Raw genomic sequence first — 25,327 nt, forward strand, 5'->3', positions numbered from 1 at the left:
GATGGCTGCCGTTCTCGCAAATCCGATCGCCCGGCGCCTGCTGCGCATACCGCCGTCCTATTTTGTCTTTCTCGTGCTGCTGGCGACGCTGTGGATCGCGCGACCGAACATGCTCAACCTCAACATCATGGGTATCTTCGTCAGGCAGATCGTCCCGCTCGGCATCCTGGTGCTGGGGCAGCTCGTCGTCATGCGGGTGAAGTCGATCGACCTCTCCGGCGGCGGCATCATCCTGCTCATCAACTATTTCATCTCGTCGGGCACTTTCCCCGGCGCGTCGATGCCTTTCTTCGTCGTGCTGGCGCTCGCCACCGGCCTCGTCATCGGCCTGTTCAACGGCTTCATGATAGGGAGCCGGCGGGTGTCGGCTGTCATCGTCACGCTGGCGGTCAGCATCATCCTGGTAGGGCTGGTGCAGTTCCTGTCGAGCGGCAATCCGCCCGGCGATGTGCCGAAGCTGTTCAACGACCTCTACAACACGAAATTCCTGTCGGTTCCGACGCCGGTGCTGTTCTGGGTCCTGCTGACCGCTTCGGTGTGGCTGCTTCTGTCGCGGACCGTCTTTGGCCGCTACGTCGCCTCGGTCGGGGAGAATGCCGAAGCCGCGCATTTTTCCGGCGTGCCGGTCCAGCGCACGGTCATCCTGGCGCATACGCTCGCCGGCCTGATCGCGGCGATCGCGGCCCTGGTGCAGACCGGTTCGATCGCCGTCGGCAGCGTCCGTGTCGGCCTCGACCTGCCGATCCTGGCGGTCGCGGCAACGATCCTCGGCGGCGTCGTCTTCGGTCGTGGCGACGGCGGCGTCTGGGGGCCCTTCTTCGGGGCGCTGTGCTTTGCGCTGCTGTTCGTGGTGATGACGGTGCTCGGCATCGACGAGCCCGGCAAGCTCATCGCGCAGGGCGTCATCATCCTCGGCGCGGCGATCTTCTACGGAGTGCGCGTGCGAAACCCCTGACTTAAGACGGCGAAAAGCAAGTGCGCCGGCGTTCAGACAATTGCAAACAGATGGAGAAACATGGATGTCACCGCCAAAAAACATCATGTGCTACGGCGACTCGCTGACCTGGGGCTGGGTTCCGGTCAAGGAGGGGTCGCCGACCTACCGCTACCCCTATGACCAGCGCTGGACCGGTGTGATGTCGGCGGCGCTGGGGGCGGGCTACCATATCATCGAAGAAGGCCTGAGCGCGCGCACCACCTGTCTCGACGACCCCAACGATCCGCGCCTGAACGGGGCCAATTATCTGCCCTCGGCCATCGCCAGCCATCTGCCGCTGGACCTGGTCATTGTCATGCTCGGCACCAACGACACCAAGTCTTATTTCCGCCGGACGCCTTATGAGATCGCCAATGGAATGGCGAAACTGGTCGGGCAGATCCTGACCAGTGCCGGCGGCATCGGCACGCCTTATCCGGCGCCGAAGGCGCTGGTCATTGCGCCGCCGCCGCTGACCCCGATGCCCGATCCGTGGTTCGAGGGCATGTTCGGCGGCGGGCACGAAAAATCCAGGGATCTGGCCAGGCAGTACAAGGCGATGGCGGATTTCATGAAGATCGACTTCCTCAATGCCGGCGATTACCTCACCACGGACGGTGTCGACGGAATTCATTTCACCGCCGCAAACAACGCCGATCTGGGACGCGCGGTGGCCGGCAAGGTCAAGTCGATCCTCGAGCCGGGCCAGGTCAGCACCGCCGCTTGAAGCCGCCACGCCCGTCGGCTTGCGGCACACAGGCCCACGGCGCAGGTGTATCGCAGGTTCCTCCGGCGATGCACATCGATGCGGGGCCGAACGATGCGTTTGGCCCCGTATTGATATGACGCCCTGCGCCGGCAGATGTGCGTCGATCTAGGGGCTTGGCCTCGGAGCTACGTCATCGGCGGACGCTTTGGTTTGGCGGTCGAAAACGACCGCCAGACCGTTCTTCACGGCAAGCGAGGCGACCATGTCGTCGAGTTCGCGGTCGGGAATGACGGGTTTGAGGACCTGCCGGATGGCCCGATAGGCCTGCTCGGTCGACACATAGCCGTATCGTTTTTTGCGCGCTTCCACATATTGCTCGATGAGAATGCCCAATCGGCGGGCGGCGATGTCATCTGGTTGCTGCAAGGGAGCCTCCTCAAGCGTCGATCGTTTGCAGACCCCAGAGATGTAAAAACCCACGCCGCGAAAGTTAAGGCCTGCTGTCGGCCTGAAGCTCAAAAAAATCTGCTGCCTCATTCGACGAATTGCGCCGCAGCGTGACATCGTGCCCGAACTGGTACCTCGCTGCCGCAAGGAGCAGGTCAATTTGGCTGGTCCGTTCCGAATCCCGATCAAAGCGTGTATTCACAACAGCTCCGACAGAACGGCCATGAAGTGGTCGTTCTCCGCAGCCGAGCCGATGCTGACGCGCACATAGGTGTCAAAACCCTGCTGCTTCCACGGCTTGACGATGACGCCTTGCCGCAACAGGCTTTCGACGAACACGGAAGCATCTCGCCGGCAGTTGAAGAACAGGAAGTTGCCCCTGGAGGCGGCGACGTCGAGGCCCTTGCTCGCCAGAAAAGTCTCGACGCGTTTTCTCTCCGCCCTGGCCAGCGCGACGACCCTGGCGAGGTGTTCGTCGTCGGCCAGCGCCGCGAGTGCGGCGGCTTGGGCCATGCCGTTGGCGTTGAAAGGCGTGCGGACGCGGTCGAGCAGCGCGCGCAGCTCCGGGTCACCGACGATGCCGAAGCCGATCCGCAATCCGGCCAGACCGAACGCCTTGGAAAAGGTCCGCAGCACGATCCAGGGCCGGTCCAGCTTTTCGAGATAGGGCAGGGACGACGCATAGTCGTCGCCCTCGGCATATTCGGCATAGGCTTCGTCGATGACGATCAGCGTCTCGTCGCTCGTCGCATCCAGAACCCTCGACAGATCGCCGCCGGAGAGCCAGCTGCCGACCGGGTTCATCGGGTTCGAGAACAGCAGCATGCGCGGCCGCTCGCGCGCCGCCTCGACCAGCGCATCGACATTAATGGTCAGATCGTCGTTGACGACAACGCGCTTGACGGTAGCGCCCATCAACGTCGCGTAGTCCTCATGCAGCGGAAACGACGGATAGAGCGTGACGACCGCGTCGCCCGGCCGCAACACGGCACGGCTGATGACGGAGAGAAGGTCTTCGGAACCGTTGCCGAGGATAATCTGGTCCTCGGTGACGGCATATTTGTCGCCGATCGCCTGGCGCAGCTTGCGCCCGGCAGGGTCCGGATAGAGGCGGAACATCTCGGAGCCGGCATGCATCGTCGTGGCGAGGGTCGGGCTGGGCCCGAGCGGGTTTTCGTTCGAGCACAGTTTGGCGATTCTGGCCGGTGCGTATCGCTCCATGACCTCGTCAATTGTCAGCCCGGAATTGTAGGGCGACAGGCGGTTGACTTCGGTACGGACCATATCCGAGGCTTTCGACAAGGGCGGGCTCCTCTGCGGTGGATTTCGTCATCCGTACCGTAGCCCAAACAGTTTGTATATGCTTGTATATGCAACTTGATCTGATAGTCTCGACGCTGAAGCGGAAACCGACACCGATCAGGAGGATCACATGCGCAACGCTTCTCTCTTCGATCTCTCCGGCAGGAAGGCGCTTGTCACCGGTGCAAGCCGGGGCATCGGGCGCAGCATCGCCGAGGCGCTGAGTGCTGCCGGCGCAGACGTCGCGGTCACGGCGCGCAGCCTGGCCTCGCTGGAGGCCACCACGGCAGCCATCCGCGCCGCCGGCGGAGTGGCGCACGCCATCGCTCTCGACGTCACCGATGTCGGCCGCTGCCGGGCAGCAACCGCAGAGGCTGCCAGCCTGCTTGGCGGTCTCGACATTCTCGTCAACAATGCCGGCGTGGAGGAGGTGCGGCCCTCGCTCGATGTCGACGAGGCGCTGTGGGACAGGATCGTCGACACGAATCTCAAGGGAGCGTTCTTCTGCGCCCAGGCCGCCGCGCGGCAGATGCGCGACGCCGGACGCCCTGGTGCCATCATCAATCTGTGCTCGCTGACATCCGAAGTCGGAATCCCCACCGCGGTGCCGTATGGCTCGTCGAAGTCGGGCCTGCTCGGCATGACCCGCGCCCTTGCGGCGGAGTGGGCGGAGCTTGGCATAAGGGTCAACGCCATCGCGCCGGGCTATTTCAGGACGGCGATGACCGACGTTTTTTACAGCGACGAGGCATGGCAGCACTCCATGCTGGCCAAGATCCCGCAGCGGCGTTTCGGTGATCTCCACGACTTGCACGGCATCGCCGTGTTCCTCGCTTCGGATGCGGCTGCCTACATAACCGGCCAGTCCATTCCGGTCGATGGCGGCTTTCTCGCCTCGATCTGATGAGGCAGGTTTGCCTCCGCAGTTTCGACGGGAAGGATGATGGAAAAATTGCTGGCGACCATCATACATACATGTATATACTTTTGCCTGAGTGAAGCCTCTCGACGGCTTTGATCCTTGCCCCGGTCGGCTTGTCGACCCGCAGAACTATGGCCATCCACGGGCCAACCGTCATTGCGTTCCAAGAGTTCCAGGAGACGAGCAATCATGTCCGACATCAGCTTCCACGATCTGTCATCCATCGATGCCGACCAGCGCGCCAGTCTGCTGAAGCGCGCCGAGGCCGATCTGACGGTCTTCGTTGAGAAGGTCCGGCCGATCATCCAGGCCGTCAAGGACGAAGGCGACGCCGCCTTGATCCGCTTCGCCGGGGAACTCGACAAGGCCAATGTCGCCGAGGGCGAACTGCAGGTGTCGGAAGCCGAGTTCGATGCGGCGTTCGACAAGGTGGAAAGGGACGTCGTCGAGAGCATCCAGTTCGGCATCGACAACATCAGGCGCTTCCATGAGGAGCAGAAGCCGGAGACGATGTGGCTCAAGGAAGTCCGGCCGGGCGCCTATGCCGGGGACAGGTACACGCCCATCGCATCCGTTGCGCTCTACGTGCCGCGCGGCAAGGGCGCTTTCCCGTCGGTGACGATGATGACGTCGGTGCCGGCGGTGATTGCCGGCGTGCCGCAGATTGCCATCGTGACGCCGCCGACATCGGATGGTTCGGTGGACGCGGCAACGCTCGTCGCCGCGCGTCTCGCCGGCGTGGGCACGGTCTACAAATGCGGCGGCGCCCAGGCAGTTGCCGCCGTCGCTTACGGCACCGAGACGGTGAAGCCCGCACTCAAGATCGTCGGTCCCGGCAGCCCGTGGGTGGTGGCGGCCAAGAGCGTGCTGTCATCGGTCATCAACACAGGCCTTCCGGCGGGCCCGTCGGAAGCGATTATCTTTGCCGATGACAGCGTCGACGGCGGGCTTGCCGCGCTCGACCTGTTGATCGAAGCCGAGCACGGGCCAGATTCCTCGGCCTATCTGGTGACGCACAGCCGCAAGATCGCAGAAGCAGCACTCGCCGCACTTCCCGAGCACTGGTCGCGGATGACCGAGCAGCGTGTGGAGTTTTCGCGCGCGGTGCTGACCGGCAAGCGCGGCGGCATCGTGCTGACCGCATCGCTGGAAGACAGCTACCGCTTCATCAACGACTATGCGCCCGAACATCTCGAGATCCTGTCGACGGAGCCGTTCGCCCATCTCGGACGCATCACCGAGGCGGCCGAAATCCTCATGGGACCGCATACGCCGGTGACCCTTGCCAACTTCGTCCTTGGACCCAATGCAGTGCTGCCGACCAGCCGGTGGGCGCGGACCTACGGCCCGCTTTCGGTGACGGATTTCGTCAAGCGCTCGTCGGTCGGCTATGTCACCTCGGCCGCCTATCCGGAACTCGCTCTGCATGCCCGCAGGCTTGCCCGCTATGAGGGCTTCAGTTCGCACGAGAACGCGGTCTCGGAAATCCGCGACCGCTATCTCGCCGGCTGAGCGGAAACGATCGCGATGAGGGCTGCTCGACTTTATCAACCTGGTGACCTGCGTGTCGAGGACATCGCTCCGCCAGGCGCGCCGGATCCGGGCTGGGTGAAGCTGAGGGTCGATGCCGCCGGCATCTGTGGTTCTGATCTGCACAATTTCCGCACGGGGCAATGGATAAGCCGGTCGCCGTCGACGGCCGGCCATGAACTGGCCGGCACGGTGACCGCCATCGGCGCAGGCGTTGATAGCGTCGCCGTCGGTGACAGGGTGGTTGCCGATTCACGGTTCTGGTGCGGAGACTGCGCGCAATGTCATGCCGGCAGGCGGCATCTCTGTGCGTCGCTGGGCTTTGTGGGGGAGATCTGCGACGGTGGGTTTGCCGAACAGGCGGTGCTGCCCGCACGGCTCTTGCATATCATCGATGCCGGGCTCGACGAGCGGGTCGCGGCGATGGCCGAGCCGCTGGCGGTGGCGTTGCATGCGGTGCGGCGGCTGCCGAAAACGGCAGGCGCGGTGCTGGTCGTCGGCTGCGGGCCCATCGGCGGTCTTGCCGCGCTGCTGCTGTCGCGGACCTTCGCCGGCATCGTGCTCGTCGCCGACCGCAACCAGAGCCGCTGCGCCCGGGTGGCGCGGGTGACGGGTGCCACGATGGTCGATCTGAACCGGGATGCCGTTGCCGCCGCAACCGCCAATGCCCCGCTGCTCGCGGCCATTGAGGCGACCGGCAGCGTCGCGGCGCTCAACCAGTTGCTTGGCGTTCTCGATCCCGGCGGCACGATCGCCATGGTGGGCATCTTTCACGGCCGCCTCAACATTGATCCCAATACGCTGGTCGAACGCGAAATCGGGTTGCTGGGATGCCACGCCTTTGCCGATGAGCTGCCCGAGGCCGTGCGGATGCTAGGTGAGCTCAGCGAACCGCTGTTGGCGCTGATCGACCAGGAGATTGGCCTGGATGACATTCCGGCTGCCTATGAGCGGCTGTTGGCGGGACACAGCGACGGCTTGAAAACAATCATCCGCATGCGGCAACCTGTCGAGCGGTCGTGATTTCCGATGAATCGCCGGAAAGGACTTTGGAAATGGTCACTTTGCCTGACACGGCCAGCCCTCTCTACGAGAAGGTGAAGGACTACATCCTGGCCAACATCGGAACGGGCCGGTGGGGCAAGGATCGCAAGCTGCCGTCCGAGAATGAGTTGGTGGCTTCACTCGGCGTGTCGCGGATGACGGTTCACCGGGCGCTCAGAGAGTTGACCTCGGCCGGGTTCCTGATCCGTCTGCAAGGTGTGGGAACTTTCATCGCGCCACCGCGGCCGCAATCGACACTGATCGAGATCAACAACATCGCAGCCGAGATCGTCGAGCGCGGCAACAGGCATCGTTCCGAAGTCCTCGTCCTCGAAACCATCATGCCGACAAAGGAGCTGGCGCTGTCGTTCGAGTTCGCAAAGCGCGTCCCGATCTATCATTCTGTCGTCGTCAATTTCGAGAATGATTTGCCGGTGCAACTGGAAGAGCGCTTCGTCAATCCGAGCCTCATCCCCGACTATGACAAGCAGGATTTTTCGAAGACGGCGACCTATGACTACCTCATGCAGAAAACCCCGGTGACCGAGGTCGAGCATATCATTTCCGCCATCCCGGCGGATGCCGAGACGGCGCGGCATCTGGGCATCGATGTCGGCGCCTGCTGCCTCTTCCTGCACCGCCGGACATGGACAGGCGCGGTGGTGGCGACGATCAGCAAGCTGACTTATGCCGGCAGCCGCTACTCGCTCGGCAGCCGCTATTCACCTTCAAAAAGCAGCTAACGGAAGCAGGTCGAATGCAAGTCGGAGCGGCCCCGCTGCCAATGTATATACATGTATCGATGAAAACGGTTTCGCCCTCGGCGAACGAACTGGCTGGAAGGAGCGACAGATGACGCCGGCACTGAGCCGCACGGCGCGGATCCGGGCACTCGCGCAGCATGATGTTGCCGAAGCACAAAGCGCGCTGGCGGCATTGCTGGGCGACCTGTTCGCGATGACCCCCCGCAATGTGCGCATCAACTTCGACAAGTACAGCCTCAATTCGTTGAACGGCTTCTTCGAGGACGATGGCAAGGCCTACTTCTTCAAGTTCCATCAGGAGGAGCGGGAAGAGGCGATGACGGGCGAGTATTACCGCGCCGAGATTCTGTCGCGCGCCGGCCTGCCGGTCGACCAACCCGTGCATATGTCTGCCCAACCAGGCGAGCAGATCCTTGTCTATCGCCGCCGCACGGATCCAAGATTTTCGGATGTGCTGTTCGCGCTGGATGGGCAGGACGATGCCTGCAAGCGGCAAGAAGCCGTTCTTGCCGAGCGCGACCTGTCGGCCAGGCTGCTCAAGGTCTATCTCGAGACGCTGCATCCCGTCACTGTCGAGGACGTGGCGGCGGAGCCGATCCACAGGCTGTTTCATGAGCGGCTGATCGATGCCGAGACACGCTTGTCACCAGGCGGAAGGCTGGCCGATTTCTATGTCGGCAAGCCGTTCGTCTTTCCCGGTGCCGAGCTGGATTGGGATCGGTTTTCCCGGCTGAAATTCGTCATCAACGACCAGCAGTACACCGACAGCATCGGTGAGCTTTTCGATGCCGCGGCTGTGCGCTTACGGCCCGACCGCCTTGCCGATGCCGGCGGCGTGGTCGCGCATGGCGACGCCCACAACGCCAATGTCTGGTACACGGCGAAGGCGGGGAGGGCGGAGCTGTCCTTCTTCGATCCCGCCTTTGCCGGCTCGCACATCCCGACGCTGCTGGCCGAGGTGAAGGCGACGTTCCACAACATCTTCGCCCACCCGTTCTGGCTCTATGATCCGGCGACCGCGACAGAGGCTTTTCGCGCCCAGGCGCGGCTGGACGGAAATCTGCTCCATGTCGACACGGACTGGGACCTGAGCCTCGTCCGCCGCGACCTGCTGGAGGTCAAGGCGACAGCGCTGTGGCGGCCATTGCTGCTGGAGCTCAAACGGCGCGGCATGCTGCCGGCCGATTGGCGCGCGGTGCTGCGAGCCGGTCTTTTCCTGTCGCCGACGCTGGTTATGAACCTGCGGGCTGGCGCGCGCAGCCACACGCCGGTCTCCTCCCTCATTGCCTTCTCAGTCGCGGTCATGGTCGGCAGCGAACCCGTTGCCGGAGCCGATCGGGTGACAGGTTTCCTCGACCGGATCGATCCGGCCAAGGTGGGAAATTGAGTCTTTCCAACTTGTATATGCATGTATGTATTTTAGCCTTGACATCCGCTCCCGCTGACGCTGAAATATCCTCGCACTTCACCATGAAGTGGCAGGTAAGACGCCGAGGCACAGTGCCGCAAGAGCAGAAACCCGCAGTCTCACCAGACCGGCTACCTCAGCTAGAAAAAGCGGTCTGATCATCAAGGGGAACAAAGATGATGCGTAACCTAACAGGACAGTTTCGCGCGCTCGTGATGGCCGCCGCCATCGGACTCGCCGCCGCCCCGGCAGCCTACGCGGCCGATGCGGCCATTCCCACCACGCCCGAGGCAGGAGCGTTCAAGATCGGCATCGAGCCCTGGCTCGGCTATGGCCAGTGGCATGTCGCCGAGGCCAAGGGTCTGTTCAAGACAAACGGGCTGAGCGACGTCCAGATCGTCAACTTCGCCGAGGACAAGGACATCAATGCAGCACTTGCAAGCGGCCAGCTCGACGCCGCCAACATCGCCACCCACACGGCGATGGGCATGGTTGCGGCCGGCCTGCCGGTGAAGATCGTGCTGCTGCTCGACGTCTCCATGACCGCCGACGCCATCATCGCCGGCAAGGACGTCACCTCCATCGCGGACCTTAAGGGCAAGCAGGTCGCCTTCGAGGAAGGCACGACGAGCGACATCCTGCTCAAATACGCGCTCGCCAGGAACGGCATGTCGATCGACGATGTGAAGCCGGTCCCGATGCCGGCGTCCGATGCCGGCAGCGCCTTGATCGCCGGTCAGGTGCCGGTCGCGGTGACTTATGAACCGTACCTCACCGTCGCCATGGCGCAGAACAAGGACCTCAAGCTTCTGTTCACCGCCGGCGAGGATCCCGGCCTGATCAGCGACGTGCTGGTGGTGCGTGACGAGGTGATCAAGTCGCGGCCCGGCCAGGTGCTGGCCATGATCAAGAGCTGGGACGCAGCGCTCAAGGACTACAATGCTGATACGCCCGGCGGCCGCGCCATCATCGCCAAGGCTGTCGGTTCGGACGTCAAGGACCTCAACACCGCCTTTGACGGCGTGCGCTACTACTCGCTGGCCGAAAACAAGACGGCGCTCACCGGCGACTTCACCACCAAGACCTTCGCCGATGTCGAAGCCGCCGCCAAGAACGCCAAGCTGCTGCAGGCCGATGTGACGCCGGAGCAGATGATCGACCCGTCCTTCGTCAAGGCGGCGGAATGATCAAGGCCGGATCGCGGTGGTGACACAGATGCCCGGGGAGCGACCGGCGCCAGGACCGATCGCGAAACAGGCGAGGCGCCGCCGATCCTCCGGGATCGGCGTGCCCATCGCCAGGTCGCGCTTTCTGATCATCGCGGTGGCCGTGTTCGTTGGGCTGGGCCTTGCCTGGTGGGCGGCGACCGGACTGGGGTTGGTAAAGCCGATCTTCCTGCCTTCGCCGGGCAGCGTCGCGACGCAGATCGCCAAGCTCGCTGCCGACGGCACGTTGTGGCTGGACCTCAAAGCCTCGATGTATCGCATCTCCATCGGCTTCCTCATCGCCTCGGTACTGTCGATACCGATCGGCGTTCTGATTGGCAGTTTCCGTTCTTGGGAAGCGGCCATCGAGCCGCTGGTTGATTTCATCCGCTACATGCCGGTCGTCGCTTTCGTGCCGCTCTCCATTCTTTGGGCCGGCACCGGAGATTCGCAGAAGTTCCTGATCATCTTCATCGGCACCTTCTTCCAGCAGGTCCTTATGATCATGGACAACGTCAAACGGGTTCCCACCGATTTCATCGGCCTTGGGCGCACACTCGGCCTGCCGGATCGCAAGATCCTGACGCGCATCGTCGTCCCCAGCGCCTTGCCGGGTATCTGGGATACGCTGCGCATCAGCCTGGGCTGGGCATGGACCTGGCTGGTGCTGGCCGAACTTGTCGCCGCGACTTCGGGGCTCGGCTATCGCATCACCGTGTCGCAGCGCTATTTCCAGACCAACACGATCATCGGCTACATCCTGCTGCTTGGCCTGCTTGGCCTCATCACCGACCAGGTGATGAAGGCGCTGGAGAAGGTGCTGTTCAAGCAAGAGGGCCGCTCGCAATGAGGTCCAGCCGATGAGTTTCCCCAAATTGCGGATCGCCGGCCTCCGCAAGAGCTTCGGCACGGGCGAACGGCGCACGGAAGTGCTGCGCGATATCAACCTCGATCTTGCCGACAACGAGTTTGTGTCCCTGGTCGGTACGTCGGGCTGCGGCAAGAGCACGCTGCTGTCGATCGTTGCCGGACTGCAGGACTTCGACGCGGGCGATCTCAGCATCGACGGCGCGCCGATCCTGCAGCCGGGTCTCGACCGTGGCGTCGTCTTCCAGTCCTACACGCTGCTTCCCTGGCTGACGGCGCGGCAGAACATCGAGTTTGCCCTCAAGGCCGCCGGCTACGATCGCCCGACCTGCCGCAGGATCGCGCTGGAGCATCTCGAACTCGTCAAGCTGTCCGACAGCGCCGACCGCTACCCGGCCGAACTCTCGGGCGGCATGAAACAGCGCGTCGCCATTGCGCGCGCGCTTTCCTACCGGCCCAAGATGCTGTTGATGGACGAGCCCTTCGGCGCGCTCGATGCCTTGACCCGGCACCAGATGCAGGAACTGCTCACCCAGATCTGGGAGGAACACAGGTTGACCGTCCTGTTTGTCACCCATGATGTGGAGGAGGCCGTCTATCTGTCGGACCGCATCGTCGTCATGGGCATCGGCCCGGGCCGCATCACCCAGACCTTCAACGTCGATATCGAGCGCCCGCGCCGCGAAGAGGTGATGGAAAGCCCTGCATTCATGGATCTGCAGCGCGGCGTGCACAAGGCCATCCGCGAGGGTTCAAAACGCCCCGAAATGGCGTAGGCGCTTGTGGTAGGCCCAATCATGCCGGACGAGGCTAGCACCCGGCGATACGCAAACGACGGCCGGACAGCATGCAAGCCGCCTGTCCGGCCGGAACTCCAACGCTACGCAGGTATCAGGACGGCGATACGATGCACGCCGACCTCTTTGCTTGTATTCGTCGCCTCGTCGGTCTTGCCCTTGGCGCAGGTGTACATGTCACCCGTCTTGAGCTTGAATTCCTTGTCTGCCTTCTTGATGGTGAACGCGCCTGAAGTGATGGTGCATACCATGTCGTTGTCCATCATCATCGCGGAAGCGTGCGCTCCGGGCTGAAACACCACATCGACGATCGCGATGCTCTTGTAAGCGGCGATGTCGGAGTCGCCGGTGCCGACCTCCACCACCCTTACACCGGGCGCAATCTCCTTGCCTTCCTTCGGGCCGTATTTCTTGACCTTCGCGGATGCCGCCAGGGTGAACAGAGGCGTAATCGCGGCGGCCGTCACACCGAGAGCAATTGCAGACCTGCGATTTATGGTTTTCATTGCATCCTCCCATTGGTTGGTCACGCACGAAGGTGCATGGCCATTGTATATTAGCACAAACTCATGTCCTTGTATGCGAAATGGCGCAAAAGCAGGACACGAGGCCGTGCGAAGGACCGGAACATCATGGCGAGCCAGGTTCGGGCAGGGCAATCCGACATATCGGCAGACATCGCGGTTGCCTTTCAGTCCGTCGCGTAGACGGTGGGCGCCTTGCCGTCCTTGGTGAAGGCGTAGACGATGAACGGGCCGGCCTTCTCGCCACCCATGCCGGGAGCGCCGGTCGGCATGCCGGCTAGCGTGATGCCGGTGATGGCGGGCCGCTCCGTCAGCAGTTTCTTGACGATATCGACCGGCACCAAGCCATCGACGACATAGCCGTCGACCATCAGCGTGTGGCAGCCTTCGAGGTCGGCCGGCACGCCGGCATCGCTGCTGATCTGGGACAGGTTGTTGACCGGCTTGATGTCGACCTTGAAGCCGTTGTGTTCCAGATAGTTGGCATAGGATTCGCAGCAGCTGCATTGCGGGTTCTTGTACATCACCGCGTTGATGGTCGCCGCGACAGCTGGCAGCGGCATGGCGATCGCGACCGCTAAGGCGGCGAGGGAGTAAGTCAGTTTCATCGCAGTTCTCCTTGTTGTCTTGACGTTGTTTGACGAGAAAATCAGGTCACTCGAAACACCGTCATGAGGCCGGCCATCTGGTGGTCGGCGACATGGCAGTGCAGCATCCAGTCGCCTGGATTGTCGGCGACGAAAGCGCATTCGATCGTGTCCTTGGGGGCGAGCAGCACCGTGTCCTGCCATTGCCGGTGCGTCACCGGCGAACCGTTGCGCGCAAGCACCAGCATGCTGAAGCCGTGGATGTGCATCGGGTGCCACCAGGCGGTTTCGTTGCGCATGGTGAGATGACAGGTTGCGCCGCGCGGCAAGGTGAACTGCGGCGCCATGCCGGCGTGGCCGTCACCGGTCATCGACATGCCGTTGATCGCCCAGGCCGCGCCACCCTTCATGCCGGGTGTCGCCATGCCCATCATGCCGCCGACGCCGGCGAGCTTGCCGCCACCCATCATGCCGCCCTGCAGGACGATCTCCTGACGTTCGGCGCTTGCGAGATCGGGTTGCTGCAACGGGTTGCGCGGCAGGCCAAGCGGCGTGTCGAGAGGATGGGTCCGAAGCGGCGATGCGCTGTCATAGGCAAGCGTGGTCAGCGTATAGGCGAGACCGTCATAGAAGTCGTCGATCACCGCGTAACGCTTGCCCGGGTCGCCCTGCGTGTCGATCATGACATCGATGCGCATGGCGGGTGCCAGAACAAGACGGCCGTCATCCGGTTCGTGCGGATCACAGGGCTGGCCGTCGATCGCCACGACGACCGGGCGGTGGCCTTCGAAGCGCAACGCCATGATGCGGGCGAGCGAGGCATTGGCCAGCCGCAGCCTGACGCGTTCGCCCGCCCTTGCGCTCTGGTCGGCCGGCGCCGTGCCGTTGATGGTGACGACGTTGCCGACGCGGCCGGACATCGCCGCGTCCATCGCGCTGCCGAAGCCGAGGGCCATCTGCCCGTCGTCGGCAAGCCGCCAGTCCTGCAGCAACCACAGGAGGTCGCGGTCGACGGCGACAGGTTCGGTCTCCTCGACAACGAGGACGCCGGCCAGCCCGCGGCCGAGCTGCACGAGGCTGTTGGCATGCGGATGGTACCAGAAGGTGCCGGCGTCGGGCGGCGTGAATTCATAGACGCAATCTGTCCCCGGCTTGATCGGCGGCTGTGTCAGGCCGGGCACGCCGTCCATGGCGTTTTGCAGGCGGATGCCATGCCAGTGGACTGTCGTGTCCTCGTTCAATCCGTTCTCGACGACGATACGGGCGGGCTGGCCTTGGCGTAAGCGCAGCACCGGGCCTGGGACCGTCCCATCATAGGTCCAGACAGGCGTAAGCGGACCGCTAGCGCCGGTGAACATGGCCTGGCCCGGCGCCATCCTTATGCGGCGCTCATCGACGGCGGATGCCATCGACGATACGGGGCGCACTACGGTGGCCGCCGCAACGCCCGCCGCCGCGAGGACAAACCTGCGGCGTGAAATGGAATGACTGAAATCGATACTCACTCTCAAGCCCTTTGCGATCTCGATCGACGGCGAGCCTCTCGACGTCGAGTTGCCGTGTGCTCGCCGGCGCAAAGCGCCAGCGGTAATCAAACGCCAGAAGTCAGCCGCGAGGCGGCTGAAACTGCGTCAGACGAGATCGGTGGATTTGGGAGGGAATGGGTCGGGCAAGGAACTTCGCCCATGAAGGAACGGGGTCGGCAGTGCCGACGGCAGCGATGCCCGGGTCAAAGTCATCGCCGCGAACTCGAGCGGCAACACCGCGAGCACCGGTGCGACGCAGGTCGGCGGACAATGCATCGATTTGCCACTGTCGGCGGCGCCCTTGAGGCACGCGCTACAATCGCCATTCATGGCGGTGTCGGCCATCCTGGCCATGCCGGTGCCGGCAGGCATGCCGCTGCCAGTCGTCATCATCATCTTCGCCGACATGACGCTCGCCTGAGCGGCAGACAGGCTGAACCCGGCGGTCAGGAATACCGCGAGCAGCATGACAAGAATATGTTTTGGCGACCGGCGTGCCATCATCCGTCTAGGCTGGCCTCAAAAGATGGCTTTTGCAAGCTGGATTCCAATGCTGCGACAATCCCGGCATCGCATCGCGCCTGCCGCTAAAACCGAGCTGCCGCGGGCCTTCGGGCTGCTGTTGAGCCGCTCAAAAACCCTGGCTGTGCCGCCAGCAGGCGATCCGGTGGCCGTGCGCGACCTCGTTAGCGGGCGACTCTGCCTTTCTGCAGTCGGGCAGGACCAGCGGGCAGCGGTCGGCGAAGGAGCATCCCGTGTTCGGGATGCCGGTGGCCTCTGTCTCGACCGAAGCGGAAAGCTTTGGCGCGGCCTCATCGGAAGATGCCGCCAGAAGCAGTGCGGTGTAGGGGTGGTTCGGGCCGCGAAAGATCTGGTCGGATGAGCCTGTCTCGACCAAGCGGCCGCGATAGAGCACGCCAATTCTGTCGGCCATGTAGCGCACCACCCTGAGGTCGTGGCTGATGAACAGATAGGTGGTGTCCTTGTCGCGCTGCAGGTCGTTGAGCAGGTTGAGCACTGTCGCCTGGACCGAGACGTCGAGTGCGGAGGTGGGTTCGTCGAGCACGACGACCTTCGGCACGCCGGCGAAGGCGCGCGCGATCGCCGCCCGTTGCCGTTGTCCGCCGGAAAGCGACCGCGATTTCTGCTCGGCCGTGGCGCCGGCGAGGCGGACCGATTGCAGCAGGTCGCTGACGCGCGCTCTCACCTCACTGCCGCGCAGCCCGGCGAGCCGCCGCAACGGGCGGCCAAGGATCCTGCCGATCCGCTGGCGCGGGTTGAGCGTGCGATCCGGCGACTGGAAGACCATCTGCACGTCGCGGCGTTCGGCAAGGTTTCTCTTCTCGACGCGCGGCGCGACCGTTCTGCCGAACAGCTCGACCGATCCGGCGCTGGGCGTCTGCAGGCCGGTGACGATGCGTGCCAGGGTCGACTTGCCGGAACCGGACTCGCCGATCAGCCCGAAGGTTTCGCCTTGGCCGATGTCGAGATCGATGCCGTGCAGCACTGGCTGGCTGCCGAAGGCATGACTGATGCCTTTGCAGGCGATCGCGATCCGGCGTTCTTTTGGCAAGCCGGCGTCTTCGCCTTGGGCTGTGGGGTGCGCTGGCATGCCGTCCGTCTCCGCCAGTCTTCCGTCCCGCTTGGTGTAGTTGAGCGCCGGGATCGAGGCGATGAGCGCCTTTGTGTAGGCATGAGAGGGGTTGTCGAATACATCGCCGACGGCGCCGCTCTCGACCACCGTGCCCTCCTGCATTACCGCCACACGGTCGCAGGAGCAGCGGATCATATGGATGTCGTGGCTGATCAGCAGGATGCTGGTTTTGTGATCCTTGCGAAGGTCATGCAGGATGGCGATGATCTCGGACTGGACGCTGGCATCGAGCGCCGTCGTTGGCTCGTCCAGCACCAGCAGCGACGGATCGAGCGCAATCGCAATGGCGATGTTGGCGCGCTGCTGCATGCCACCGGACAATTCGTGCGGATAGAGATCCAGCACACGCTCCGGATGGCTGACGCGGACCCGTCCGAGCAGTTCCGCGGCACGCTCGCGCGCCTCGTCGGGGCGAACCGGGCGGTGCCGCATGATCGTTTCGGTGATCTGCCGGCCGATCGTCATGCTCGGATTGAGGGCCGCGCCCGGATGCTGGTAGACGGCGGCGATGTGATTTCCCCGGAGCTGGCGCAGCTGCTCGGCGGAGAGGTCGCGGATTTCCCGGCCCTGGAATTCGAGCGCTGACACCGCCATGCGGGCATTCTTCGGCAGATAGCGCAGGATGGCGAGCGCCACCGAGCTTTTCCCAGATCCCGACTCGCCGACCAGGCCGAGCGCTTCGCCTTCGCCTATATGCAGCGACACGCCGCTGACGGCGGGATGCGATCCCTTGTGCCCGTCATAGGCGATGGACAGCTGGTCGACGTTCAGAACCGAGGAGGACATGGGGACTTGAAACCACTTTCTTCGCGGGCTGCGATCGAGGGCAATCGCTTCCGCTTTCGCAACGCATTATCTCTATAAAATTACTCGGATTAAGCCGGAGCGCAATCTACCTTTCTCGGATCAGCAGAGATTGTCGCCGCCTGCCGAAGCAGCGCGACGGTCTCCGGAGCAGATCTGGAAGGAGGCCGGCATGGCTCGAGACCACATGATCCTCAGCGCATTCTTCTTCAACCCGCAGGGCGATCATCGAATGTCGTGGCGCCATCCGCGGGCACCGGGCCGGGAAGTGCTGGACTTCGAGTTCTACCGCGATCTCGTGCAGGCGGCCGAGCGCGCCAGGATCGACACCATCTTCGTCGCCGACCACGTGTCGATCTGGGATTCGGTCAAGAGCGGCGTTGCCCACTATGCCAATGCCCGCCTCGAACCGCTGACGCTGTTGTCGGCGCTAGCCGGCGTGACCAAGCATATCGGCCTGATCACCACGGCGTCGAGCTCCTACAGCGAGCCCTACAATGTGGCGCGCATGTTCGCGTCGCTCGACCATATCAGCAAGGGCAGGGCGTCTTGGAACGTCGTCACCTCGGCTATGGACGAGGAGGCGCGCAATTTCGGCCGCGACGGCAATATCGAACATGCATTCCGCTATGAGCGCGCGGCCGAATTCCTCGATATCGTCAAAGCGCTGTGGGACAGTTGGGAAGACGAGGCGCTGCTGATCGACAAGGCGTCGGGCTATTTCGCCGATCCCGACAAGGTCCACCCCATCGACCATAAGGGCAAGCATTTCAAGGTGCGCGGGCCGCTCAACGTCTCGCGGCCGCCGCAAGGTCATCCGCTGATCGTCCAGGCCGGATCCTCCGAAGACGGCAAGAACTTCGCCACCGCCCAGGCCGATGCGCACTTCGCCATCTACAGCACCAAGGAGGATGGCATCAAATACCGTCAGGATATCAACGAGCGGCTGGCCCGCCACGGCAGGCGGCCGGAGAGCTTCAAGATCCTGCCCGGCATCCTGCCTGTTGTCGCCGCCTCCGAGGCGGAAGGCCGGGAAAAGCAGGAATATCTGCAGACCTTGCTTCCCGATCAGGTCGGCATCGACCTTCTGTCCAGCTGGAGCGGGTTGGACCTGTCGCTGTTCCCGCCGGACGGGCCATTGCCGCCTCTGCCGGACGAGAGCACGTTCAATGGCGGACGCACGTCGCTCAACCGGGTCAAGCAGTGGGCGAAGCAGAATCTCAGCCTGCGCGAGATCGCCCGCAAGCTTGCCAACAGCGGTTCGGTGCCGACCGTCGCCGGCACGCCGGTACAGATCGCCGACCAATTGCAGGACTGGTTCGTTTCGGGTGCCGCCGATGGCTTCAACCTGATGTTCCCGCTGCTGCCCGAGGACTGGGTGAATTTCGCCGAACAGGTGGTTCCGGAGCTGCAGCGGCGCGGCGTATTCCCCCTCGAATACGCGCCGGGAACGTTGCGCGACCGCTTCGGCCTGGCGCGACCAGCCAATCGCTTCGCCGAACAGCGCGACAATGCGCGCGCGGTGTCCTGACGTCAGGCCGGGAGAACGATCATGACCGTTGCACCAAGATTGCAGCCCCGCGAAGCCACCGCGCCGCAGCTCGTCAATGTCCTGCACAGCCCCAAGCGCGTGCGTGTCAAATTCGGCGGCCGCACCATCGCCGACAGCCGCAACGTGCTGGTGTTGCGCTCCAACCATTTCCTGCCGATCTATTTCTTCCCGCCGTCAGCGGTCGACCCGTCGGTGCTGAGACCCTCATTGCATCGCGAACCGCATCCGGTCGGTGGCGAGACAGCCTATTGGGATATTGATACCGGTGACAGGCGCAGCGCCAACGCGGCCTGGCGTTCGTTTCGCCGCCGGATGAAAACCTGTCGCCGCTGGCTGGCCGCATCGCCTTCACCTGGAAGGCCGTCGACCAGTGGTTCGAGGAGGATGAAGAAGTCTTCGTCCACGCTCGAGACCCGTATGCGCGCATCGATGTGCTGCAGAGCTCCAGCCATGTGCAAATCTGGTTCGACGGCGAGCCAATCGCCGACAGCCACCGTCCGGTTCTGCTGTTCGAGACGCATCTGCCGACGCGTTTCTATCTGCCGGCGGAAGACATCCGGCTGGAGCGGCTGACGGCGTCCGTCACAACGACGCGATGTCCTTACAAGGGCATCGCCTCCTACTGGTCCGGCCTGCTGAGCGACGGAACGGTGCGCCCGGACATCGCCTGGAGCTACCGGGATCCGATAGAGGAAATGCCGAAGATCAAAGGGCTCATCGCCTTCTATCCGCAGGCCGTAGACCGCATCCATCTCGACGGCGAACCCGTCGCATAGCATTTCAATCTTCATTTCAGAGCAGGGGTTTAACATGACCAAACGCAGAGATATCGACGCAGTTCGCAACCTGTCGGGGGACATCTGGAATGTCGCCGTCGACGAATACCAGGGCGGCTTTCTCAAGCGCCGCGATCTCCTGAAATACGCCGCACTGCTCGGCCTGACCGGCTTTGCCGCCTCGCAGGGGCTTGGAGGCGCGCGCGCCGCGACTGCTGCCGGCGGCACGGTTCGCGTCGGGCTCGGCCAGCCGACCAAGGCGATCGATCCGGTTTCAGTGACCGATCCGGCCAGCATCGGGGTGCTCAGCCAGGTCGGCGAATATCTGATCCTCGACGATCCGAAGGACGGTCTGCAGCCGAAGCTCGCTCTGTCCTGGGAGGCAAACGAGACGGCCAGCCGCTGGACCTTCAAATTGCGGCCAGGGGTGAAATTCCACGATGGTCGCGCGGTCACCGCTAGGGATGTTGTGGCGAGCTTCGAGCGGCTGGTCGATCCGGCCAGCGGCTCGTCGGCGTTGTCGGCCTACAAGGGCATCCTGTCCAAGGGCGGCGCCAAGCTGGTCGACGACGAAACCGTCGCCTTCGATCTCGACGGTCCCAACAGCAACTTCCCCTTCTATGTCTCCTCAGACGTCTACAATGCCGTGATCCTGCCGGCCGACTATGCCGGCGATTTCGAGAAGAATTTCAACGGCACGGGTCCGTTCAAGCTGGAATCCTTCCGTCCCAAGCAAGGCGCCAGCTTCGTGCGCAATGAGGACTACTGGGGCGACAAGGCGCTGCCCGACCGGGTCGAGATCAAGTTTTTCGACGACGAGCAGGCGCAGGTGCTGGCGCTGCAGGCCGGCCAGCTCGACGTCATCCCGAGCACGACGCGCCTGGAACTCGCGATCGAAGGCAATCCCAACTTCAAGCTGCTCAGCGTGCAGGCAAGCTCGCATGACCAGGTGCATCTCAGAACCGACCAGGCTCCGTTCACCGACAAGCGGGTCCGCCGCGCGCTGGCGCTCACGCTCGATCGCGAGGCGATCGTCAAGGGCCTGCTGAAGGGCCGCGCCATCGTCGGCAACGACACCCCGTTCGCGCCGATCTTCCCATCGGCCGATCCATCGGTGCCGCAGCGCAAGCAAGACATTGCCGAGGCCAAGCGCCTGCTTGGCGAGGCGGGCGTGCCCAACGGCTTCGAGGTGACGCTGACCACCGAACGCGCCTATGACATTCCCGACTATGCGGTGATCATCCAGAACTTCGCCAGGAAGGCCGGCATCGACATCAAGCTCAATGTCCTGCCGCAGGACGCCTATTACGGCTCGGCGACCTTCGGCAGCTCGCCATGGCTGGATTCGGTGCTCGGCATCACCGACTACGGCCATCGCGGCACTCCCGACATCTTCCTCAACGCCACGCTGAAGAGTTCGGGAGCCTGGAACGCGGCGCATTTCAACAACCCGGCCTATGATGCGCTGCTGCTCGATTACTCGAAGGCGCGTGATCTGCAGGCACAGCGCCTCGTTGCCGGCAAGATCCAGACCTTGCTGCTCGACGAAACGCCGGCGATCATCAGCTACTTCTCGCAATACAGCCGAATCGTCAGCTCCAAGGTCGAGGGCGTGCGCTTCACGGCGATCTCGCATCTGCTGCTCGACCGCGTTTCCTTCGTCCAGGCATGATCGAGACATGCTGACGGGCCGCACTTTGTCAACGCGTGTGGGCACACTTGTCCTCACGCTGTGGCTGGTCAGCATCCTGGTGTTCTTCGCCGGGCAGGTCCTGCCCGGCGATGTCGGCCGCGTGATGCTCGGTCCGTTTGCCGACGCGCAGGCGGTGGCGGAACTGAACAAGCGGCTCGGCGCCGACCAGCCGATTCTCGTCCAGTACTGGCTATGGTTCAGCAAGGCCGTGACCGGTGACTTCGGCACCTCGTTGTCTATGCGCGGGCCGGTGGCGCCGTTCGTGCTCGAAAGCCTCAAGCGCTCTGCTGCCCTTGCCGGCATTATTCTGATTTTTCTCGTGCCGCTTGGTGTAGGGGCCGGCGTCATCGCGGGTCTCAATGCCGGCCGCCTGATCGACCGGCTGATCGTGATGGCGGGCGTTTCCTTCGGCATCGTGCCTGATTTCGTTTCCGGGCTGATGCTCCTTATCCTCTTCGGCCTGTGGCTGAACTGGTTCCCGATCTCCGGCGTTGCGCCCGATGGCGCGGGCTTCTGGACGCATGGCTATTATCTGATCCTGCCGGCGCTGCCGCTGGTGCTGAACCTTGCCGGCTACATCGCCCGGATGACGCGGGCAGGGGTGATCGAGGCAATGGCCGCCGACTATACGCGCACCGCCGTCCTGAAAGGGCTGGAGCGGCGCGAGATCATCTTTCGGCACGTGCTGCGCAACGCGCTGACGCCGACCATCGCGGTGCTGGCGACGCAGACCGGCTACATGCTTGGCGGGCTGGTGGTGATCGAGGCGCTGTTCGGCATCCAGGGGCTTGGCAATCTGGTTCTGAATGCGGCCAAGGCACGCGATTTCCCGATGCTCGAGGCCGGCGTGCTGGTGATGGCGGCAATCTTCGTGCTGTCGGCGGCGGCCGGCGACCTCGTGCTGGCGCTGCTCGATCCGCGGCAACGCCGCCGGACCTCGCCATGACGGATCTGGCGGAGTTTCCCGCACCACGGCGCGCGGTGGCCGGCTTTCCGGCAGTGCGCAGGATCCGCAGTGTTTTCTCCGGACTGGCCCCGTCGGTCGTGGTCGGATCGCTGCTGCTTCTGTTCTGGGTCGTTTGCGCACTGTTCGGCAACCTCTTCGTTCCCTACGATCCCTATGCCGAGGATTTTCTGGCGATGCTGACGCCGCCCGATGCGCTGCACTGGTTCGGCACCGATCATCTCGGCCGCGACGTGCTGTCCCGCATAGTCGTCGGATCGCGCGATATCCTGCTGGTTGCGCCGCTGGCGACGCTGGCCGGCGTTGCCGCCGGCAGCATCATCGGTCTGGTGCTCGGCTATTTCGACGGCCTGGTCGATGCCATCGGCGCGCGGCTGCTCGATACGCTGATGGCGTTTCCGTTCATTGTTCTCGTCACCATGACGCTGGTGGCGATCGGCCCGTCGAACCTGACCGTCATCCTGGTGATCGGCATCGCCTACGCGCCGCTGGTGGCTCGCACCGTCCGCGCCGCCGTGCGCGAGCAGAAGGAGCGCGACTATGTCAGCGCTGCGCGGCTTGGCGGCGAGGGCCCGCTCGCCATCATGTTTCTGGAGATACTGCCCAACATCAGGGAAACGATCTTGATCGAGCTGGTCACAAGGCTGGGCTACGCGTTCTTTTCGATCGCGACGCTGAGCTTTCTCGGCCTCGGCATCCAGCCGCCATCGGCCGACTGGGGACTGGCCGTCGCCGACGGCTACGGCTTCCTGACTGGCGGCAAATGGTGGGTGGTCGTCTTCAATTCCGCGGCAATCGTCTCGCTGGTCATGGCGACCAACCTGATCGCACAAGGCATCGGTGCCTTCGAAAACAGCGATGCATGAGTTTTGATCCAGACGTCCCGGAAATCTCTTTTGCATTGAAGCCTGACGCGCATCCTTATATCGCATGGCTATGAAGAAAATTGGTTTCCTGTCGTTCGGGCACTGGACGCCCTCGTCGCAATCGCAAGTGCGCTCGGCTTCGGACGCGCTTTTGCAATCCATCGAGCTGGCTGTCGCCGCCGAGCAGCTGGGCGCGGACGGCGCGTATTTTCGCGTGCATCACTTCGCCCGCCAGCTCGCGTCGCCGTTCCCGCTGCTGGCAGCCGTCGGCGCCAAGACCAGCCGCATCGAGATTGGCACTGCAGTAATCGACATGCGCTATGAGAATCCGCTCTACATGGCGGAAGATGCCGGTGCCGCCGACATCATCGCCGGCGGCCGCCTGCAGCTTGGCATCAGCCGTGGCTCGCCCGAGCAGGTGATCGATGGCTGGCGCCATTTTGGCTACGCGCCACCGGAAGGCAAAAGCGACGCCGACATGGCGCGGCATCATGCCGAGGTATTCCTCGAGACGCTGCGGGGCGAGGGGTTCGCCCAGCCCAATCCGCGGCCGATGTTCCCCAATCCGCCCGGCCTCTTGCGCCTCGAGCCGCATTCGGAGGGTTTGCGCGAGCGGATCTGGTGGGGTGCGGCTACCAACGCCACGTCGGAATGGGCGGCCAAGCTCGGCATGAACCTGCAGAGCTCGACGCTCAAATTCGACGAGAGCGGCAAGCCGTTCCACATCCAGCAGGCCGAGCAGATCCGCATCTATCGCGAGGCCTGGAAGGCGGCCGGCCACAAGCGCGAGCCGCGCGTCTCGGTCAGCCGCAGCATCTTCGCGCTGGTCGACGATCACGACCGTGCCTATTTCGGCCGCGGCAACGAAAGCCGCGACCAGATCGGCTTCATCGAGGAGAACACCAAGGCGATCTTCGGGCGCAGCTATGCGGCTGAGCCGGATGTGCTGATCAAGGAATTGGCGCAGGACGAGGCGATCGCCGAGGCCGACACGCTGCTGCTCACCGTTCCGAACCAGCTCGGCGTCGACTATAATGCGCATGTCATCGAGGCGATCCTGACCCATGTCGCGCCGGCTCTGGGCTGGCGCTGACGCCGGATCGATCGAAGCGGAGTGCTCCAAGGGAGGTACACCATGCCAAAGAAGGCCTTGATCGCCTGGGGCGGCTGGGAGGGCCATACGCCGGAGCAGAGCGCGAAGATCGTTCGCACCTTGCTTGAGCGAAACGGCTTCGACGTCACGTTGGGCGAGGGCACGGCGATGTTCGCCGATCCGGAGCTGTCGTCATTCGATCTCATCGTGCCCGTCATCACCATGTCGACGATCGAGAAGACCGAACTGCAGAACCTGACGCATGCGGTTCTCGGGGGGAGCGGACTCGGCGGTTTCCACGGGACGATGGGCGACAGTTTCCGCAACGAGCCCGACTATCAGTTCATGACCGGCGGTCAATGGGTCGCGCATCCCGGCAACATCATCGACTATCACGTCGCCATCACCCGGCCGGACGATCCGATCACAAAAGGTATCAGCGATTTCGCCTACCGGTCGGAGCAATATTACATGCATGTCGACCCAAGCAACGAGGTGCTGGCGACCACCACCTTCACCGACGCGCATTTTCCGGGGATAGGCGGCGTCGTCATGCCGGTCGTCTGGAAACGGCGCTATGGGGCGGGGAAGGTTTTCTACAGTTCCCTTGGTCACACGGCGGATGAGTTCGCGGTGCCGGAAATGGCGCTGATGGTGGAGCGGGGTTTGCTTTGGGCGGCGCGGGGGTAGCAGCAGGCACGTTTTCGTGAAAACCTGGGTTGAATTCACAGGGCATCCATGGAGATATCAAATGAGTGATTTCGAGTGGTCCGGATCCGAAAAGAAGCTCGCGCGCCATGCCTTCGATACCGCTCTTGAGGCGGCGCTCGCAAAGACGATGGCCGACTTCAAAAGCAAGGCGAGTGCGGTGACGCAGCCCTCCGAGATGTGGGAGCTCGAAGGCTATTTGCGTGAACAGCGACGGGAAATCGATCGCACATTCGACTATCGCTATTCGCAGCTTCTCTTCGTGTTCGCGCAGCTTATTCGAGCAGGATATCTCGATGAAAAGCTGCTTGGCGGTCTGTCGCAAGACAAGCGGGATGTCATTCAGCGGGACCTGGCCTATGTCGAGAGTCGCTTTGCAAGTGGATGACGAGGGGAACGGCGCTGCCAGAACTGCGAGAGGTTGGCGATCGTTGATTGACGACACTTTTGCGAACCCCACGCTTCGTCATCCTAGGGCGTAGCAGTCGCGAAGCGACGTGGCGAAGACCCTAGGATCCATGCCGCGACTTCCGTGCGGTGCGACGGTGGAGAACTTTCAGTCGCAATCGCTGCATCTGGAAAGAAAAGTTGACCTCAATTGCTCTGGAC

General features: G+C 63.3%; 26 protein-coding genes and 1 pseudogene. 19 read left to right on the forward strand and 8 right to left on the reverse strand.

All coding sequences use genetic code 11. From position 1 onward, the window contains the following. Position 1: 1 nt before the first annotated feature. Both NKH06_RS02865 and NKH06_RS02870 read left to right on the forward strand, forming a co-directional pair. Positions 2–955, forward strand: coding sequence for an ABC transporter permease (locus tag NKH06_RS02865; RefSeq protein WP_023809400.1), 954 nt, complete (start codon positions 2–4; stop codon positions 953–955). Positions 956–1,019: 64 nt separating this feature from the next. Further along, the gene (locus NKH06_RS02870; protein WP_023809399.1) at positions 1,020–1,703 is read left to right on the forward strand and encodes an SGNH/GDSL hydrolase family protein; all 684 of its coding nucleotides are present in this window, start codon (positions 1,020–1,022) and stop codon (positions 1,701–1,703) included. Positions 1,704–1,850: 147 nt separating this feature from the next. Here NKH06_RS02870 and NKH06_RS02875 read toward each other — a convergent pair whose 3' ends face one another. Next, entirely contained in the window at positions 1,851–2,222 is a 372-nt protein-coding gene (locus NKH06_RS02875; protein WP_245273087.1) for a hypothetical protein, read from the reverse strand. A gap of 108 nt (positions 2,223–2,330) precedes the next feature. After that, positions 2,331–3,434 (reverse strand): histidinol-phosphate transaminase, encoded by a 1,104-nt coding sequence (locus NKH06_RS02880; RefSeq protein ID WP_023809397.1) that lies wholly within the window; start codon positions 3,432–3,434, stop codon positions 2,331–2,333. 130 nt (positions 3,435–3,564) lie between these two features. Between NKH06_RS02880 and NKH06_RS02885 the strand changes: the two genes are divergently transcribed. From NKH06_RS02885 to NKH06_RS02920, 8 genes are all read left to right on the forward strand, one after another. After that, positions 3,565–4,338, forward strand: coding sequence for an SDR family NAD(P)-dependent oxidoreductase (locus tag NKH06_RS02885; RefSeq protein ID WP_023809396.1), 774 nt, complete (start codon positions 3,565–3,567; stop codon positions 4,336–4,338). Between the two features lie 207 nt (positions 4,339–4,545). Next, the gene (gene hisD / locus NKH06_RS02890; RefSeq protein WP_023809395.1) at positions 4,546–5,868 is read left to right on the forward strand and encodes a histidinol dehydrogenase; all 1,323 of its coding nucleotides are present in this window, start codon (positions 4,546–4,548) and stop codon (positions 5,866–5,868) included. 15 nt (positions 5,869–5,883) lie between these two features. After that, a complete protein-coding gene (locus tag NKH06_RS02895; RefSeq protein WP_023809394.1) occupies positions 5,884–6,909 on the forward strand; it encodes a zinc-dependent alcohol dehydrogenase in 1,026 nt (341 codons plus the stop codon). A 32-nt stretch (positions 6,910–6,941) separates the two neighbouring features. Beyond that, positions 6,942–7,673, forward strand: coding sequence for a histidine utilization transcriptional repressor HutC (gene hutC / locus NKH06_RS02900; RefSeq protein WP_023809393.1), 732 nt, complete (start codon positions 6,942–6,944; stop codon positions 7,671–7,673). A gap of 109 nt (positions 7,674–7,782) precedes the next feature. Beyond that, the gene (locus NKH06_RS02905) at positions 7,783–9,081 is read left to right on the forward strand and encodes a hypothetical protein (protein ID WP_023809392.1); all 1,299 of its coding nucleotides are present in this window, start codon (positions 7,783–7,785) and stop codon (positions 9,079–9,081) included. A 200-nt stretch (positions 9,082–9,281) separates the two neighbouring features. After that, a complete protein-coding gene (locus NKH06_RS02910; RefSeq protein ID WP_031212560.1) occupies positions 9,282–10,289 on the forward strand; it encodes an ABC transporter substrate-binding protein in 1,008 nt (335 codons plus the stop codon). 100 nt (positions 10,290–10,389) lie between these two features. Beyond that, the gene (locus NKH06_RS02915; protein ID WP_031212557.1) at positions 10,390–11,157 is read left to right on the forward strand and encodes an ABC transporter permease; all 768 of its coding nucleotides are present in this window, start codon (positions 10,390–10,392) and stop codon (positions 11,155–11,157) included. 10 nt (positions 11,158–11,167) lie between these two features. Continuing rightward, the gene (locus tag NKH06_RS02920; protein WP_023809389.1) at positions 11,168–11,950 is read left to right on the forward strand and encodes an ABC transporter ATP-binding protein; all 783 of its coding nucleotides are present in this window, start codon (positions 11,168–11,170) and stop codon (positions 11,948–11,950) included. Between the two features lie 104 nt (positions 11,951–12,054). Here the strand turns inward: NKH06_RS02920 and NKH06_RS02925 are convergent, their stop codons facing one another. From NKH06_RS02925 to NKH06_RS02945, 5 genes are all read right to left on the reverse strand, one after another. After that, the gene (locus NKH06_RS02925) at positions 12,055–12,501 is read right to left on the reverse strand and encodes a hypothetical protein (RefSeq protein ID WP_245273084.1); all 447 of its coding nucleotides are present in this window, start codon (positions 12,499–12,501) and stop codon (positions 12,055–12,057) included. Between the two features lie 161 nt (positions 12,502–12,662). Further along, a complete protein-coding gene (locus tag NKH06_RS02930) occupies positions 12,663–13,103 on the reverse strand; it encodes a DUF411 domain-containing protein (RefSeq protein WP_023809387.1) in 441 nt (146 codons plus the stop codon). A 41-nt stretch (positions 13,104–13,144) separates the two neighbouring features. Continuing rightward, entirely contained in the window at positions 13,145–14,491 is a 1,347-nt protein-coding gene (locus NKH06_RS02935) for a multicopper oxidase family protein (RefSeq protein WP_245273082.1), read from the reverse strand. A gap of 222 nt (positions 14,492–14,713) precedes the next feature. Next, on the reverse strand, positions 14,714–15,076 hold the full coding sequence (locus NKH06_RS02940) for a hypothetical protein (RefSeq protein ID WP_245273081.1): 363 nt from the start codon (positions 15,074–15,076) through the stop codon (positions 14,714–14,716). A 163-nt stretch (positions 15,077–15,239) separates the two neighbouring features. After that, positions 15,240–17,048 carry a dipeptide ABC transporter ATP-binding protein gene (locus NKH06_RS02945; RefSeq protein ID WP_352441998.1) on the reverse strand — a complete coding sequence of 603 codons (1,809 nt, stop codon included), beginning with the start codon at positions 17,046–17,048 and terminating at the stop codon, positions 15,240–15,242. A 190-nt stretch (positions 17,049–17,238) separates the two neighbouring features. Here NKH06_RS02945 and NKH06_RS02950 point away from each other — a divergent pair, with 190 nt between their 5' ends. Then, positions 17,239–18,597 carry an LLM class flavin-dependent oxidoreductase gene (locus NKH06_RS02950; RefSeq protein WP_023809383.1) on the forward strand — a complete coding sequence of 453 codons (1,359 nt, stop codon included), beginning with the start codon at positions 17,239–17,241 and terminating at the stop codon, positions 18,595–18,597. Between the two features lie 21 nt (positions 18,598–18,618). Beyond that, positions 18,619–18,855, forward strand: a pseudogene (locus NKH06_RS02955) (DUF427 domain-containing protein); the annotation flags it as partial. 8 nt (positions 18,856–18,863) lie between these two features. Here NKH06_RS02955 and NKH06_RS02960 read toward each other — a convergent pair. Continuing rightward, positions 18,864–19,070: a hypothetical protein gene (locus NKH06_RS02960; protein ID WP_352892185.1), complete on the reverse strand. Its 207-nt coding sequence runs from the start codon at positions 19,068–19,070 to the stop codon at positions 18,864–18,866. Here NKH06_RS02960 and NKH06_RS02965 point away from each other — a divergent pair, their 5' ends adjacent. The 7 genes from NKH06_RS02965 to frp all read left to right on the forward strand — a co-directional run bounded on the left by NKH06_RS02965 (position 19,071) and on the right by frp (position 25,106). After that, positions 19,071–19,394 carry a DUF427 domain-containing protein gene (locus tag NKH06_RS02965; RefSeq protein WP_352892142.1) on the forward strand — a complete coding sequence of 108 codons (324 nt, stop codon included), beginning with the start codon at positions 19,071–19,073 and terminating at the stop codon, positions 19,392–19,394. A gap of 34 nt (positions 19,395–19,428) precedes the next feature. Further along, positions 19,429–21,066 carry an ABC transporter substrate-binding protein gene (locus tag NKH06_RS02970; RefSeq protein WP_352892145.1) on the forward strand — a complete coding sequence of 546 codons (1,638 nt, stop codon included), beginning with the start codon at positions 19,429–19,431 and terminating at the stop codon, positions 21,064–21,066. A 7-nt stretch (positions 21,067–21,073) separates the two neighbouring features. After that, on the forward strand, positions 21,074–22,033 hold the full coding sequence (locus NKH06_RS02975) for an ABC transporter permease (protein WP_023809380.1): 960 nt from the start codon (positions 21,074–21,076) through the stop codon (positions 22,031–22,033). Beyond that, positions 22,030–22,917 carry an ABC transporter permease gene (locus NKH06_RS02980; protein WP_023809379.1) on the forward strand — a complete coding sequence of 296 codons (888 nt, stop codon included), beginning with the start codon at positions 22,030–22,032 and terminating at the stop codon, positions 22,915–22,917. Before NKH06_RS02975 ends, NKH06_RS02980 begins: the two co-directional genes overlap by 4 nt. A gap of 70 nt (positions 22,918–22,987) precedes the next feature. Then, positions 22,988–24,010: an LLM class flavin-dependent oxidoreductase gene (locus NKH06_RS02985; RefSeq protein WP_352892183.1), complete on the forward strand. Its 1,023-nt coding sequence runs from the start codon at positions 22,988–22,990 to the stop codon at positions 24,008–24,010. Between the two features lie 42 nt (positions 24,011–24,052). Beyond that, positions 24,053–24,700, forward strand: a complete 648-nt coding sequence (locus NKH06_RS02990) for a ThuA domain-containing protein (protein WP_023809377.1) — start codon at positions 24,053–24,055, stop codon at positions 24,698–24,700. 61 nt (positions 24,701–24,761) lie between these two features. Next, positions 24,762–25,106 (forward strand): fluorescence recovery protein, encoded by a 345-nt coding sequence (frp, locus tag NKH06_RS02995; RefSeq protein WP_023809376.1) that lies wholly within the window; start codon positions 24,762–24,764, stop codon positions 25,104–25,106. The last annotated feature ends 221 nt before the right edge of the window (positions 25,107–25,327 follow it).

The organism is Mesorhizobium sp. M1342 (assembly GCF_040317955.1).
Classification (GTDB): Bacteria; Pseudomonadota; Alphaproteobacteria; order Rhizobiales; family Rhizobiaceae; genus Mesorhizobium.

What these genes read in the sequence shown, in the direction of transcription:
- NKH06_RS02865 (WP_023809400.1), top strand. Translation starts at nt 2, where the DNA reads ATGGCTGCCGTTCTCGCAAATCCGATCGCCCGGCGCCTGCTGCGCATA.
- NKH06_RS02870 (WP_023809399.1), top strand. Translation starts at nt 1,020, where the DNA reads ATGTCACCGCCAAAAAACATCATGTGCTACGGCGACTCGCTGACCTGG.
- NKH06_RS02875 (WP_245273087.1), bottom strand. Translation starts at nt 2,222, where the DNA reads ATGAGGCAGCAGATTTTTTTGAGCTTCAGGCCGACAGCAGGCCTTAAC.
- NKH06_RS02885 (WP_023809396.1), top strand. Translation starts at nt 3,565, where the DNA reads ATGCGCAACGCTTCTCTCTTCGATCTCTCCGGCAGGAAGGCGCTTGTC.
- hisD (WP_023809395.1), top strand. Translation starts at nt 4,546, where the DNA reads ATGTCCGACATCAGCTTCCACGATCTGTCATCCATCGATGCCGACCAG.
- NKH06_RS02895 (WP_023809394.1), top strand. Translation starts at nt 5,884, where the DNA reads ATGAGGGCTGCTCGACTTTATCAACCTGGTGACCTGCGTGTCGAGGAC.
- hutC (WP_023809393.1), top strand. Translation starts at nt 6,942, where the DNA reads ATGGTCACTTTGCCTGACACGGCCAGCCCTCTCTACGAGAAGGTGAAG.
- NKH06_RS02905 (WP_023809392.1), top strand. Translation starts at nt 7,783, where the DNA reads ATGACGCCGGCACTGAGCCGCACGGCGCGGATCCGGGCACTCGCGCAG.
- NKH06_RS02910 (WP_031212560.1), top strand. Translation starts at nt 9,282, where the DNA reads ATGCGTAACCTAACAGGACAGTTTCGCGCGCTCGTGATGGCCGCCGCC.
- NKH06_RS02920 (WP_023809389.1), top strand. Translation starts at nt 11,168, where the DNA reads ATGAGTTTCCCCAAATTGCGGATCGCCGGCCTCCGCAAGAGCTTCGGC.
- NKH06_RS02930 (WP_023809387.1), bottom strand. Translation starts at nt 13,103, where the DNA reads ATGAAACTGACTTACTCCCTCGCCGCCTTAGCGGTCGCGATCGCCATG.
- NKH06_RS02935 (WP_245273082.1), bottom strand. Translation starts at nt 14,491, where the DNA reads ATGGCATCCGCCGTCGATGAGCGCCGCATAAGGATGGCGCCGGGCCAG.
- NKH06_RS02940 (WP_245273081.1), bottom strand. Translation starts at nt 15,076, where the DNA reads ATGCTGCTCGCGGTATTCCTGACCGCCGGGTTCAGCCTGTCTGCCGCT.
- NKH06_RS02945 (WP_352441998.1), bottom strand. Translation starts at nt 17,048, where the DNA reads ATGTCCTCCTCGGTTCTGAACGTCGACCAGCTGTCCATCGCCTATGAC.
- NKH06_RS02950 (WP_023809383.1), top strand. Translation starts at nt 17,239, where the DNA reads ATGGCTCGAGACCACATGATCCTCAGCGCATTCTTCTTCAACCCGCAG.
- NKH06_RS02960 (WP_352892185.1), bottom strand. Translation starts at nt 19,070, where the DNA reads ATGGCTGGAGCTCTGCAGCACATCGATGCGCGCATACGGGTCTCGAGC.
- NKH06_RS02970 (WP_352892145.1), top strand. Translation starts at nt 19,429, where the DNA reads ATGACCAAACGCAGAGATATCGACGCAGTTCGCAACCTGTCGGGGGAC.
- NKH06_RS02975 (WP_023809380.1), top strand. Translation starts at nt 21,074, where the DNA reads ATGCTGACGGGCCGCACTTTGTCAACGCGTGTGGGCACACTTGTCCTC.
- NKH06_RS02980 (WP_023809379.1), top strand. Translation starts at nt 22,030, where the DNA reads ATGACGGATCTGGCGGAGTTTCCCGCACCACGGCGCGCGGTGGCCGGC.
- NKH06_RS02985 (WP_352892183.1), top strand. Translation starts at nt 22,988, where the DNA reads ATGAAGAAAATTGGTTTCCTGTCGTTCGGGCACTGGACGCCCTCGTCG.
- NKH06_RS02990 (WP_023809377.1), top strand. Translation starts at nt 24,053, where the DNA reads ATGCCAAAGAAGGCCTTGATCGCCTGGGGCGGCTGGGAGGGCCATACG.
- frp (WP_023809376.1), top strand. Translation starts at nt 24,762, where the DNA reads ATGAGTGATTTCGAGTGGTCCGGATCCGAAAAGAAGCTCGCGCGCCAT.